Source organism: Candidatus Marivariicella sp., assembly GCF_983056325.1.
The window spans coordinates 1-14,280 of record NZ_CEZOWA010000008.1 but is presented as its reverse complement, the minus strand read 5'-3'; the positions used below and the strand labels follow the sequence as shown (position 1 = coordinate 14,280).

Annotated in this window: 10 protein-coding genes; 7 read left to right on the top strand and 3 right to left on the bottom strand. The window is 30.9% G+C overall.

What is annotated here, in order from left to right:
• Positions 1-179 precede the first annotated feature (179 nt).
• The 5 genes from ilvD to ilvA are packed head-to-tail and all read left to right on the top strand — an operon-like array spanning position 180 to position 6,830.
• A complete protein-coding gene (gene ilvD / locus AC3ATN_RS03795; protein WP_487531907.1) occupies positions 180-1,862 on the top strand; it encodes a dihydroxy-acid dehydratase in 1,683 nt (560 codons plus the stop codon).
• Entirely contained in the window at positions 1,862-3,565 is a 1,704-nt protein-coding gene (ilvB, locus tag AC3ATN_RS03790) for a biosynthetic-type acetolactate synthase large subunit (RefSeq protein WP_487531906.1), read from the top strand. Before ilvD ends, ilvB begins: the two co-directional genes overlap by 1 nt.
• 1 nt (position 3,566) lies before the next feature.
• Positions 3,567-4,100, top strand: coding sequence for an acetolactate synthase small subunit (gene ilvN, locus AC3ATN_RS03785; RefSeq protein WP_487531905.1), 534 nt, complete (start codon positions 3,567-3,569; stop codon positions 4,098-4,100).
• Positions 4,101-4,102: 2 nt separating this feature from the next.
• Positions 4,103-5,572 (top strand): ketol-acid reductoisomerase, encoded by a 1,470-nt coding sequence (gene ilvC / locus AC3ATN_RS03780; protein WP_487531904.1) that lies wholly within the window; start codon positions 4,103-4,105, stop codon positions 5,570-5,572.
• 4 nt (positions 5,573-5,576) lie between these two features.
• The gene (ilvA, locus tag AC3ATN_RS03775; protein WP_487531903.1) at positions 5,577-6,830 is read left to right on the top strand and encodes a threonine ammonia-lyase IlvA; all 1,254 of its coding nucleotides are present in this window, start codon (positions 5,577-5,579) and stop codon (positions 6,828-6,830) included.
• A gap of 11 nt (positions 6,831-6,841) precedes the next feature.
• Here ilvA and AC3ATN_RS03770 read toward each other — a convergent pair whose 3' ends face one another.
• The 3 genes from AC3ATN_RS03770 to AC3ATN_RS03760 form a co-directional block, all read right to left on the bottom strand.
• Positions 6,842-9,358, bottom strand: a complete 2,517-nt coding sequence (locus AC3ATN_RS03770; RefSeq protein WP_487531902.1) for a M14 family metallopeptidase — start codon at positions 9,356-9,358, stop codon at positions 6,842-6,844.
• 61 nt (positions 9,359-9,419) lie between these two features.
• Positions 9,420-9,782: a PUR family DNA/RNA-binding protein gene (locus tag AC3ATN_RS03765; RefSeq protein ID WP_487531901.1), complete on the bottom strand. Its 363-nt coding sequence runs from the start codon at positions 9,780-9,782 to the stop codon at positions 9,420-9,422.
• Between the two features lie 53 nt (positions 9,783-9,835).
• Positions 9,836-11,593: an ABC transporter ATP-binding protein gene (locus AC3ATN_RS03760; RefSeq protein ID WP_487531900.1), complete on the bottom strand. Its 1,758-nt coding sequence runs from the start codon at positions 11,591-11,593 to the stop codon at positions 9,836-9,838.
• A gap of 232 nt (positions 11,594-11,825) precedes the next feature.
• Here AC3ATN_RS03760 and rpsA point away from each other — a divergent pair, with 232 nt between their 5' ends.
• Both rpsA and pyrR read left to right on the top strand, forming a co-directional pair.
• A complete protein-coding gene (rpsA, locus tag AC3ATN_RS03755; protein WP_487531899.1) occupies positions 11,826-13,652 on the top strand; it encodes a 30S ribosomal protein S1 in 1,827 nt (608 codons plus the stop codon).
• A 95-nt stretch (positions 13,653-13,747) separates the two neighbouring features.
• On the top strand, positions 13,748-14,280 hold a 533-nt coding region (gene pyrR, locus AC3ATN_RS03750; protein WP_487531898.1), incomplete at its 3' end, for a bifunctional pyr operon transcriptional regulator/uracil phosphoribosyltransferase PyrR.

Below are 14,280 nucleotides of genomic sequence, written 5' to 3'. Positions count from 1 at the left end.
TTAAATATATTTTAAAATTATAATGAGATTAATTTATTTGAGTCGCAGCTTATCAAATGTATAATTTATTGATTTATATGTTGTTAAGTGTAAATTGTGCATTTTGGATATAGTTTTGAATTATTACATAATTTTATCTAATATCCTGTTCTAATTAATTTTATATAATAATTTAAATTATGAGTTTAAATAAATACAGTCATCAAGTTACTCAGGATTCAACTCAACCTGCTGCTCAAGCAATGCTTCATGCTATTGGACTGACAGACGATGATTTCAAAAAACCATTGATTGGTATCGCAAGTACAGGATATGAAGGTAACCCTTGTAATATGCATTTGAATGACCTTTCTGTACACGTCAAAAAGGGTATTGAGGTTGATAAAAACATGATTGGTTTAATTTTTAATACAATTGGTGTAAGTGATGGAATATCAATGGGAACTCCAGGTATGAGATTTTCTCTTCCTTCAAGAGATGTGATTGCAGATTCAATTGAAACAGTGGTTCAGGCTATGTCCTATGATGCTCTTGCAACTGTAGTTGGATGTGACAAAAATATGCCTGGTGCGTTAATAGCAATGATTAGACTAGATAGACCAAGTATTCTTGTTTATGGAGGTACAATTTCTTCAGGATGTCATAATGGAAAAGAGTTGGATGTTGTATCTGCTTTTGAAGCTTGGGGAGAGAGAGTTGCTGGAACAATTGATCAAAATGAATATAAAAATATAATTAAAAAAGCTTGTCCTGGAGCGGGAGCTTGTGGTGGAATGTATACAGCAAATACTATGGCGTCAGCTATAGAAGCATTGGGGATGTCTTTACCTTATAACTCATCTAATCCTGCTGTAAGTCAAGAAAAAATATCTGAATGTAATTTAGTTGGTAGTTCTATTTATAACCTTCTTAAAATGGATCTTAAGCCTTCTGAAATCATAACAAAAAAATCACTTATCAATGCATTAAGATTAATATCTGTATTGGGAGGGTCGACAAATGCTGTTCTTCATTTTTTAGCAATAGCCAAAGCTGCAGATATTGATTTAACTATTGAAGATTTTCAAAAGGTTAGTGATAATACTCCTTTTTTAGCTGATTTGAAACCAAGTGGAAAATATCTAATGAAAGATTTGCATTCAATTGGTGGAGTTCCTGCTGTTTTGAAATACATGCTGGATAATGATATGCTTTATGGAGAATGTTTGACTGTTACTGGTAAAACTTTAGCAGAAAATTTAAAAAACACTCCATCTTTAAAGAAAAATCAAGATATAATCAGACCATTGAATAACCCCATAAAACCTACAGGTCATATTCGTATTTTGAAAGGTAACCTAGCCCCGGGAGGGTCTGTTGCGAAAATAACTGGAAAAGAAGGTCTAATTTTTAAGGGTCCTGCAAAAGTTTTTAATGGTGAATATGATGCTAACGATGGTATATCATCTGGAATAGTAATAAAAGGAGATGTTGTTGTGATTCGTTATGAGGGTCCAAAAGGAGGTCCTGGTATGCCCGAAATGCTTAAACCTACCGCAGCTATAATGGGAGCTGGACTAGGAAAAAATGTTGCTTTAATTACCGATGGAAGGTTTTCTGGAGGAACCCATGGATTTGTAGTTGGTCATATTGTTCCTGAAGCTCAAGAGGGAGGACCAATAGCTTACATCGAAAATGGTGATATTATAACAATTAATGCTGAATCAAATTCAATAAGTGTTGATTTATCTGATAATCAGATCCTTACAAGAAAGTCAAAATGGGTTAAGCCAGAATATAAATTTAAAAAGGGCGTTCTTTATAAGTATATTAAAAACGTTAGTAATGCATCAAGTGGATGCGTAACAGATGAAAATTTATAATGAAAAAAATTAAACCAATAAAAATTTCAGGAGCAGAAGCTGTAATACGGTGTCTCCTTGCGGAGAATGTTGATCTAATTTATGGCTATCCTGGTGGAGCAATAATGCCAATCTACGATGAATTGTACAAGTTTCAAGATAAGCTACAGCACATTTTAACACGTCATGAACAAGGAGCTGCTCATGCTGCTCAAGGTTTTGCAAGGACCTCAGGAAAGGTGGGTGTAGCTATTGCTACCTCAGGACCTGGAGCTACCAACTTAGTTACCGGAATTGCTGATGCTCAAATTGATTCCACTCCCATGGTATGTATCACTGGTCAGGTTGCATCTCACTTATTAGGATCTGATGCTTTCCAAGAAACAGATATTATAGGAATTTCAACCCCTGTAACTAAATGGAATTATCAAATAACTAAATCAAGTGAAATACCACATATATTGGCAAAAGCTTTCTACATAGCCAAATCTGGCAGACCAGGGCCAGTTCTTATAGACATTACTAAAGATGCTCAGTTTGAGGAATTTGATTTTAAATATGAGCATTGTCTTGGAATAAGAAGCTATAAGCCAATTCCTGAAACTAGTTCAGATTCATTAAAACAAGCAGCCGAACTTATTAATAAAGCAAAAAAACCAATGCTTGTCTGGGGTCAGGGTGTTATATTGGGCAGAGCCGAAGAAGCACTTAAAAAATTCATTGAGATTTCTGGAATTCCAGCAGTTTGGACTATATTAGGTTTGTCAGCTATACCTACAGCTCATCCCTTAAATAAGGGTATGGTTGGTATGCATGGGAATTATGGACCAAATATTTTAACCAATGAATGTGATGTTTTAATTGCTGTTGGTATGAGGTTTGACGATAGGGTAACAGGTAATCTTGAGAGTTATGCTAAACAGGCAAAAGTGATTCACTTTGAAATTGATCCTGCTGAAATTAATAAAAATGTATATGCAGATGTTCCGATTCTAGGTGACTGCAAAACTAGCTTGGAGAAAATTATTCCAATGATAAATTTAGGTTCTCATGATTCATGGATTAAACGCTTTGATTCTTTAATGGAAATTGAAATTGATAAAGTTATTAAAAATGAAATGTTTCCAACAAAAGAGGGACTAACGATGGCCGAATCAATTCAGGCTATTAATAAGTTCACTAAAGGAGATGCAGTTATAGTTACCGATGTTGGTCAGCATCAAATGGTAACTTGTCGATATGCAAATTTTAATAATTCTAAAAGTAACATTACCTCTGGTGGCCTAGGAACTATGGGTTTTGCACTACCTGCTGCAATTGGCGCGAAAATGGGAGCTCCTAATCGAGAAGTAATAGCTGTCATCGGAGATGGAGGGTATCAAATGACGATACAAGAATTAGGAACTATCTTCCAAAATAAAACTGCTGTTAAAATTGTTGTTTTGAATAATGATTTTCTTGGAATGGTTAGACAATGGCAACAAATGTTTTTTGATAAACGATATGCTTCAACTGAAATGGTAAATCCAGATTTTGTAGCTATTGCAAAAGGTTATTTTATTGATGCTGAAAGGGTTAGTAAGAGAAGTGATCTTGAGGCTGCTGTCTCTAAAATGATATCTTCAGATAAACCTTATTTTTTAGAAATTTGTGTTGAAAAGGAAGCCAATGTTTTTCCAATGATACCAACCGGTGCGTCAGTCTCAGATATAAGATTATCATAAAATGAATACAAAAGAAACATATACCATATCAATATATTCAGAAAACAACATAGGATTGTTAAATAGAATTTCTGCGATATTTTTAAAACGTCATATTAATATTGAAAGTTTTTCTACATCTTTATCAGAAATAGAAAATGTTTTTAGATTTATTATTGTTGTTAATATTGATCCCGACCAAATAAAAAAAATCATTCTACAAATAGAAAAACAAGTTGACGTTATTAAAGCTTTTCATCATACTGATGACGAGACTATTTTTCAAGAATCTGCTTTATATAAAGTAAAATCTAGCTCTCTTTTTGAAGAAAGGCATATTCAAAATATTATAAAAAAGAGTCATGCAAACATAGTAACTGTATCTCCAGAGTTTTTTGTTATCGAAAAAACTGGATTTAGAGATGAAACAGAAGAACTTCGTAAAGATTTACTTGAATATGGCTTGCTTCAATTTGTTAGATCTGGACGAATTTCAGTAACAAAATCAAAAATGGAAATTTCAGAAATTTTAAATACATTCAATAAAATTAATTAAAAATGGAAAATTATTTTAATCGACTATCGTTAAGGGAGAAACTTCAACAGCTCGGAAAGTGCAGATTTATGGAGTCATCAGAATTTTCAGAAGGTATTTCAGTTTTATTGAGTAAAAATATCGTAATCGTTGGTTGTGGAGCTCAGGGTTTAAATCAAGGATTAAACATGAGAGATTCTGGTTTAAATATTTCATATGCACTTAGGCAATCGGCAATTGATCAAAAAAGAATTTCATATAAAAACGCAGAAGAAAATAATTTTAAAGTTGGAAATTATAACGAGATGATTCCTGACGCGGATCTTGTAATTAATTTAACTCCAGATAAAAATCATACATCTGTTATTGATGAAGTAATGCCTTTAATGAAAAAAGATTCAACTATTTCGTATTCACATGGTTTTAATATTGTAGAAGAAGGGAAAGAAATAAGAAAGGATCTTACCGTAATTATGGTTGCTCCTAAATGCCCTGGATCTGAGGTTCGTGAGGAATATAAGCGTGGTTTTGGGGTTCCAACTTTAATAGCTGTTCATCCCGAAAATGACCCAAATGGTAATGGGTTAGAACAGGCAAAAGCTTATGCTGTTTCTACTGGAGGTAATAGGGCTGGTGTTTTAGAATCTTCGTTTGTGGCTGAAGTTAAATCTGATTTAATGGGAGAACAAACAATTCTTTGTGGAGTTTTACAAACAGGAAGTATTTTGTGTTTTGATAAAATGATATCTGAAGGAATTGATCCTCATTATGCTTCCAACCTCATTCAGTATGGTTGGGAGATTATTACAGAAGCATTAAAGCATGGTGGAATAACTAATATGATGGATAGATTGTCTAATCCATCTAAGGTTAAAGCATTTGAGCTTTCTGAAGAGTTGAAACAAATCTTAGAACCTTTATTCAATAAGCATATGGATGATATAATGTCTGGTCATTTTTCAAAGACAATGATGGAGGATTGGAAAAATGATGATCAAAATCTTTTGAAATGGAGATCTGCAACTTCTGAAACAACTTTTGAGAAAACTGATCCATTATCCCAAAAGATAGATGATCAAGAGTATTTTGACAACTGCACTTTGATGGTGGCATTTGTTCGTGCTGGCGTTGAATTAGCATTTGACACTATGGTTGCTGCTGGTATTAAAGAGGAATCTGCTTATTATGAATCTTTGCATGAAACTCCATTAATTGCAAATACAATAGCAAGAAAAAAATTATTTGAAATGAATCGTGTTATTTCAGATACTGCTGAGTATGGTTGTTATTTATTTGATCACGCTGCAAAGCCCTTATTAAAAGAATTTATGAGAACGATCTCTACTGATGTTATTGGTAAGCCCTATATTTCCTGTGATAACATTGTAGATAACCAAAAATTAATTGCCATAAATGAAATGATCCGTTTTCATCCAATTGAAATAATTGGATATGATCTTCGTGAGTCAATGACCTCTATGAAGAAAATATAAATAAATGAATTTATCATTATCTCTTTCTGGAGTTATATCAGCCGCTAAGACGTTACATGGTATAGCAGTTAAAACTCCATTTCAATTTAATCCAAGGTTGTCAAAAAATTTAGCTTGTAATGTTTATGTTAAAAGAGAGGATTTACAGATAGTTAGATCCTTTAAAATAAGAGGAGCATACAATAAAATCAGTTCAATTGCTGATAAAGCTAGAAAAACGGGTGTTATATGTGCAAGCGCTGGGAATCATGCTCAAGGTTTTGCTTTTGCTTGTAATTCATTAAAGATTTACGGTATAGTTTATATGCCTATAACTACTCCAAAGCAAAAAATCGCTCAAGTAAAAGTTTTTGGCGATAAGTACATAACTGTTAAATTGATTGGAGACTTTTACGATGATTGCCAATCTATTGCTATTGAAATTGCAAAAAATTCAGATAAAATATATATTCATGCTTTTGATGATTTAAAGGTCATAGAAGGCCAGGGAACTTCAGCATTAGAAATTATTGATCAAGCTAAAAAAAAACTTGATTATTTATTTGTTCCTATTGGAGGAGGAGGTTTGGTTTCAGGAGTTTTGACAGTTTTTAAAGAATTATCTCCAAATACAAAAATCATTGGACTGGAGCCTTCGGGAGCTCCATCAATGTCGAAATCATTAAACGATGGATTAGTTCAGGAATTGATTCACATAGATAAGTTTGTAGATGGAGCTGCAGTCAAAAAAGTTGGAAATTTACCATTTGAATATTGCAAAAACTTTCTTGATGATATAATACAAGTTCCAGAAGGTAAAATATGTCAAACAATTCTTGATTTGTATAATAAGGAAGGAATAGTTTCTGAACCAGCAGGAGCTCTTTCGATTGCAGGTTTGGAAATATATAAAGGAGATTTAAAAAACAAGGAGATAGGAGTTTTTATATGTGGTGGCAATAACGATATTTTTAGAACTCCTGAAATAAAAGAAAGAGCTTTATTATATGCAAAACTTAAACACTATTTTATTATTAAATTTCCACAGAGATCAGGAGCATTAAAAGATTTTTTAAATAATGTTTTAGGTCCAAATGATGATATTACTTTTTTTGAATATTCTAAGAAAAATAGTCGTAACAATGCTCCTGCAGTAATTGGTATAGAATTAAAAAATAAAGATGATTTTAATCCTCTTTTAGAAAGGATGAAAAAGCATAATTTTTATGGGGAATATTTGAACAATAAACCTGATTTATTGCAAATATGGCTGAAATAGTTTCGTGTTTCCTACATTAAATTCGTATTAAAGATTGCATTTGCCAATAATCTATTTGTTCCGTACCAAAAAGCTCTAAATTGAGTATTGTCTGTGAACATTATGACTTTACCCTTTCCATATCTTTTGATTTTAAACGGTACGCTATTCTTCAAAACTTTCAAGTTTACATTCGATATGTAACCACTCATAAGAGGCTCATTTGTGTACCGAATAGGGTTGTTGAATTTATCTTTTTCTGGGGACATAAAAATTGTTGAATTCCTAAAATGAGGGATAGTATAATTGGAAATACCAAAATTGATAGGGTGACTTCTGTCTATATTTGTATTAAATATGGCCCCACTTATTAATTGGGCACCAAAATGATTTCTTTTTTGATCGAAATTAACTTTTGATGGTTTTAAATCATTTTTAATAAAATCAATTTTGATAATTTCGTTTTCATTCAACCACTTTATTGATGATCTATAGGCAATTAAATTCCCGCCGTTATCAATAAAGTTCTTAATTTGACTTGCATTTATTTTATTTCCTGTATAATCAGGAAGTATTATGTGTGAGTACCTTGAAAGATCAAACATTTTTAGATTGTTAACGTCAATTTTTGTAATTGAAATATCATATTTAGTGTCTAAAAGATGCCATATTTCTCCAGCATCATAACTTCGTATTCCATCGCCTACAATTAGTGCAATTTTAGGTTGTTTTACAGTTAAGAAGTTTCTTGATCCTAGATCTATACCATCTTCAGTTAGTCCTGTTGAAACACCTTTGACATTAATTGAACTTTCAGAAGCTATTTTTTTTACTTCTTTATAAATTTCATTAACACTCAACACTTGATTTTGAACAGGTATTAAATATGTTCCATAATCAAATTTTTCTCCATTAAGTATAAAAGGCTTTAAACCTATTTTGACTCTAACACCTTTTTCTATCAAGTAATTTATTGCTTTTGGTGCATAATAGCTATTTCCCTCAAAAAGATAAGCATATGTAGATTTTTTATCAATATATCCTTTTGGGAAAACTAATTTTTCTACTTTACTACCTATTAATTTTTCGGAATTCTCAAAATGATAATTAACGTTAAATGCCAATGGGAATGTCCAAGCAGATATATCGTAAAACAAACTATCAGAAAATTTTGTTTGAGTATCAAACATTGCTCTGATTAATTTATATTTTTTTTGATTTAGAGGTATTATATAACTATTATCTTTTGAAAAATTATACCCATTTCTCAGTTGTGTTTTTTTGAGTCTATGAATTTTTATGTCGTGAATATTTAAAATCTCAGCTAAATGATACGTTGTAGCAGGATCTTTTGGGGCTTCAAAAATTATTGCTTTTGTCTTATCTTTTTCAGCTAAAATCCTATTATCATTATAAAAGTCTCTGTAATAGCTTAAAATTTCAACTCTCATTTCATTTGCTGCTTTTAATGTTGAAAAGGCTGCTGTAAGTTGATTTCTTATAGTGAAAGGGAAAGTTAGTATACCGTTATCACTTTCTTGAATATGGCCTCGTGAGCTTGCTTGTTCAAACAAAATCCCAATACTTCCGTTTACATCAGGGTACGCAGATCCTTTTCCATAATAAAAATCATCATAATCTTCCTCAGAATAATATAATGAACCAATTTTATTTAGTGCATCAGCGTGAAAATTTCCAATTTTTTTTGTTAATTTTTGATTCATAATTGGAGTTAAAGGATGAACTCTTGAATTGATACCTGGTTGAAAAAAGAAACTTGAATTTGTCCCCATTTCATGATGATCTGTTAATATGTTTGGAATCCAATTTGCAAATGTCTTAATTCGTGCTTTTGACTCGGGAAGTTGAGCGGGAAGCCAATCTCTATTTAAATCAAACCAATAATGATTTGTTCGACCTCTAGGCCAATTTTCATTATACTCTCGATCTTGATTATCGGGATTTAAATTCATATTTCTGTTACTGTTCGCCCATTGAGAAAATCTTTGAAGACCATCAGGATTATAGCTAGGATCAAATAAAATAACGGTATTTTTTAAGATTTTTTTTGTTTCATCTGATTCACTGGCCGCTAAATGATAAGCCGCTAAAATGCCAGCATTTGCTCCACTAGGTTCGTTGCCATGAATAGAAAATCCTTGATAGACAATGATAGGAAGGTTTTTAATATCCAACTTATCACTTCCAAATTCGGTTAGTTCAATATGAGATTTTTTAATTGATTCAATATTACTGTGGTTATCTGGATCAGTAATTGTTAATAATAGGATGGGTCTTCCTTCAAATGTTGTTCCCCTATCTTCAATAGAAATACGATCTGAAGTTGAAGCTAATCTGTACATGTAATTAACTAATTTGTCGTGACTTACATGCCATTCGCCAACCTGATGACCCAATACACTGTGTGGAGTAGGGATTCCCTGGTTATATTCGACATCTTTACTCAAATAATAATCCTGAGCAACTTGGGCTGAAGTCTGATAATTGAAAAATAAAAATATTAAAAAAATTTTTAAAAAATTAATCATGTTACGAGTTTTAGATGACTTTGGATTAATAGGTGATATTTAAAATAATATAGGGTTAATATTATACTTCATTAAAGTCAACATCTGAAAATCCTGAACTTTCTTCATCGTTTTCCAAAGAATTATTTTTTGGTAAATAATTTTTTTGATGTCTGTCACTAATTACTTCTAAACCTTTTTCAGAAATTATGAAATCAGTCATTTCTTCAAAATTATTTCTAAAATCTATAAAATCCTCTTTGTATAAATATATTTTGTGTTTTTTAAAGTGAAAAGTACCATCATCGTTTGTAAACTTTTTACTTTCAGTTACGGTTAAATAATAGTCTCCAGCTTTAGTTTCTTTGACATCAAAAAAGTATGTTCTTCTTCCAGCTCTTTGAATTTTAGAAAATATTTCTTTATGTTCTCCTTCTACAAACATATTTTTTTATTTAATTATTATTCAAAAATGCAATAATTTTTTAACATTACAAATTAATTATTTTGTTTAGACTGTTGATAATCAAATAGTTTATTGTAATATGTTTTATTTTTAATTAATTCCTCATGAGTTCCTTCTTCAATTATATTTCCATCTTTTAGAACTATTATATTATCTGCAGATTTAATTGATGAAACCCTGTGACTAACTATTAATGTAGTTTTATTTTTATTAAATGATTCGAGATTTTTTAAAATAACTTCTTCAGTATCAGTGTCAACCGAGGATAAACAGTCGTCTAGTAAAATTATTTCTGGATTCTTAATTAGTGCTCTTGCAATTGAAATTCTTTGAATCTGACCACCGGAAAGAGTTATTCCCCTTTCACCCAAAACTGTATTATATCCATTTTTTAGTTTTTTAATTTCTTGATCAATTGAAGCGAATTTTGCAGCACTTTCAATTTCAATATTTCCAGCTTCATTATTACCAAATTTAATATTATCAATAATAGATTCTGAAAATAAAAACGGATTTTGCGGAACATAGCCAATACTTTTTCTTAATTCATACAAATTAAAATTTTTCAGATTAGAACCATCAATTAAAACGTCACCTTGCGTAGGGTCATATAGTCTAACTATTAATTCTAATAATGATGTCTTTCCGGACCCTACCGATCCCAAAATCCCAGTAGTCTTTCCAGCAAAGATTGTAAATGTAACGTTGTTTAATGCTTTTATATTACTCTCAGGATAGGTTAGAGATACATTTTTAAACATAATTTCTCCTTTCGTAATTTTAGAATTTCCGATTCCATTTTTGATCTTTGGAATTTCTTTCAAAAAATCATTAATTCTTTTTTGTGATGCCTCTGCTTGTTGAACTATTGAAGTTAACCATCCAACTACTGTTACTGGCCATGTTAACATGTTAACATAAATAATGAACTCTGCGAGAATACCTATTTCAATTTCTCCATTTATATATTGAGATCCTCCAATTAATATAACTATAAGATTTGAAATACCAATTAAAAATAACATTAGAGGAAAAAACCATGCTTGTAAAGTCACTAGTTTCATGTTTTTATCTTTGGCAGTATTTGATATGGTGTTAAAATTTGAAAGAAGTGAGGAGGTTAAATTGTAAGATTTTACAATATTAATACCTGTAAAAACCTCCTGACTAAAAGATGATAATGTTGATAACATTTCTTGTACAACGGTACTCCTATTATGTATAGCTTTATTAAGTTTGAATATCATAAATGAAAGAATTGGAAGAGGTAATAGTGCGTAAAATGTCAATTTTGGTGCAACTGATAGCATATAAGCTATAACAATAACAAAAAGTGCAATAGTGTTAATGCTATACATGATTGCTGGCCCAAAATACATGCGTACTTTTCCTACATCCTCGCCAATTCTATTCATTAAATCACCAGTTCTATTATTTTTGTAAAAACTTTGACTTAAATTTTGATATTGAATGAAAATCTCATTTTTTAGGTCATATTCAATATACCTTGAAACATTAATTATTGCTTGCCTCATTAAAAATGTAAAAAAACCTGAAATCAGAGCTGTTCCAATAATTATAGTAATATTTATTAATAGTGTTCTTTTAAGGGATGCTAGATCTATTAATGATTTGGTTTCAAAATAATATTCAACAGCTGTGAGTGAATTACCGATTAGTCTGGGTGCGATTAAAGAAAATATCCTTGCAATAACAGTTATGAAAAAACCAAAAACTAATTTTTTCCAATATTTTAAGAGGTATTTGTTTAGATATTTTAATTCTTTCATTAAAAGTAAATATTCATTACAAAGTTAATCAAATGAATATGTTCAGAAGATAATTTCATTAATATACTTCACGTTTAAAAATTTAAAAATAAAAGAACATTAATTGGTCTTTTTGATTAAATTTGCAATCCCTTTGTTGAAATGGAATCTTGAGGGAATTTTTTATTATAAACCACTACTGATGTTTTCAAATTAATAGGATTCCAGAACACAGTATACAAAAAGAAACATTATGGCAAAAAAAGCTAGTCCAAAAAAAGTCTCAGAAATTGATCAAATTGGTGAACAATCAATAATCCAATCAAAACCAACAACCAACACAGCAGAAGATTTTCTATCTAACTTTAATTGGCACAATTATCAAGAAGGTATTGATATTATTGATGACAAACAATTAAAAGAATTTGAGTCTTTAGTTAAGGAAAATTTTGTAGATACCGCAGATGTAGATGTTATTGAGGGTAAGGTTGTTTATATGACAGATAGAGAAGCTATTATTGATATTAATGCAAAATCTGAAGGTGTTATATCATTAAATGAATTTAGATATAATCCAAGTTTGAAAGTTGGTGATAAAGTTGAAGTTATAGTTGATGTTAGGGAAGATAGGACAGGACAATTAATTCTATCTCATAGAAAGGCACGAGTAATAAAAGCATGGGACAGAGTTAATAGTGCTCACGACACTGGTGAAGTTGTTAATGGTTTTGTTAAATGCAGAACTAAAGGTGGAATGATTGTTGATGTATTTGGAATTGAGGCTTTTTTACCTGGATCTCAAATCGATGTTAAACCAATTAGAGACTACGATCAGTATGTTGACAAGACTATGGAATTTAAGGTTGTTAAAATTAATCATGAGTTTAAAAATATAGTTGTTTCACATAAAGCCCTTATTGAATCTGACATTGAAGAACAGAAAAAAGAAATTATAGGTCAATTAGAAAAAGGACAAGTGCTTGAAGGCTCAGTCAAGAATATTACTTCTTATGGAGTTTTTATTGATTTAGGCGGGGTTGATGGACTAATTCACATAACTGATTTATCTTGGAGCAGAATCAATCATCCTAGTGAAATTCTTGAGTTAGATCAAAAACTTAATGTTGTTATTCTTGACTTCGATGATAATAAATCTAGAATACAACTTGGATTAAAGCAATTAAGTACCCATCCATGGGACAGTCTGAATGACTCTGTCAAAGAGGGTGAAAAAATTAAAGGAAAAGTTGTAGTTATTGCTGATTATGGTGCATTTATCGAAATAGAAGAAGGAGTTGAAGGATTAGTTCATGTTTCAGAAATGTCTTGGTCTACTCATTTAAGATCAGCTCAAGATTTTGTTAAGGTTGGAGATGTAGTTGAAGCAGTTATTCTTACACTTGATCGAGATTCAAGAAAAATGTCACTAGGAATCAAGCAACTAAGCCAAGATCCTTGGACTGATATAACAGGAAAATATCCGCTAAAATCCAAACATCAAGGTATAGTTAGAAACTTTACCAACTTTGGTGTTTTTATCGAATTAGAAGAAGGTATTGACGGATTAGTATACATTTCTGATCTTTCTTGGACTAAGAAAATTAAGCATCCATCAGAAATTTTATCTATCGGGGATTCAATAGATGTTATTGTTCTAGAATTAGATGTAGAAGGTCGTAAGTTAAGTCTTGGCCACAAGCAAACAAAAGACAACCCTTGGGACAAGTATGAAAAAGAATTTGCTTTGGACACAATACATACTGCATCTTTATCAGAAATTGTAGATAAAGGAGCCACTATATCCTTTAATGATGATATTACAGCTTTTGTTCCTTCTCGTTACTTAGAAAAAGAAGACGGTTCGAAGTTAGAAAAGGGAGAAGAAGTTAGCTTTAAAATTATTGAATTTAATAAGGAATTTAAAAGGGTTTTAGCCTCTCACACCTCAGTTTTTAAAGAACAAGAGCGTAAAAATATAAAGAAGGCAACAAAGCATGTCAAAGCGACCAATAACGAAAAAACTACCTTGGGAGATTTAGATGCTCTGGCTGATCTAAAGCAAAAAATGGATGATAAATAATATATTTAATTATAATCCTCATAAAACCACTTCATTTGAAGTGGTTTTTTTTTTCCATTTATTAATTTGGTATTTTTGTAATTATATTTAAAAGAATGTTGAATAGGATTTTACTTAACGATTTAAAAATTAATGTTTTATTAAACAGGCTAACATGTCAACTTCTTGAATATCATGGAGATTTTTCAAATACAGTTTTAATTGGACTTCAACCAAGAGGTGTAAATTTACTGGATCGAATTGTTTTCCTACTCAATAATAAATATGGGATTAAAAACATTAAAGTAGGAAAGTTGGATACTACTTTTTACAGAGATGATTTTAGAAGATCTGAGAAAATCCACTTTGCTAAATCGACTGATTTAAAATTTGAGGTTGAAGAAAAGAAAGTTGTCTTGATCGATGATGTCCTATTTACAGGACGAAGTGTAAGAGCTGCTTTGACAGCCATTGACTATTATGGTCGACCATCAATTATTGAATTATTAGTTTTAATCGATAGAAGATTTTCACGACATCTTCCAATTCAACCAGATTATCTTGGTGTTCAAATTGATGCTATAGAAGGTGATAAAGTAAGAGTTGAATGGAAGTCAAACTCGAAAAATGATTGTGTTTATATTGAAAA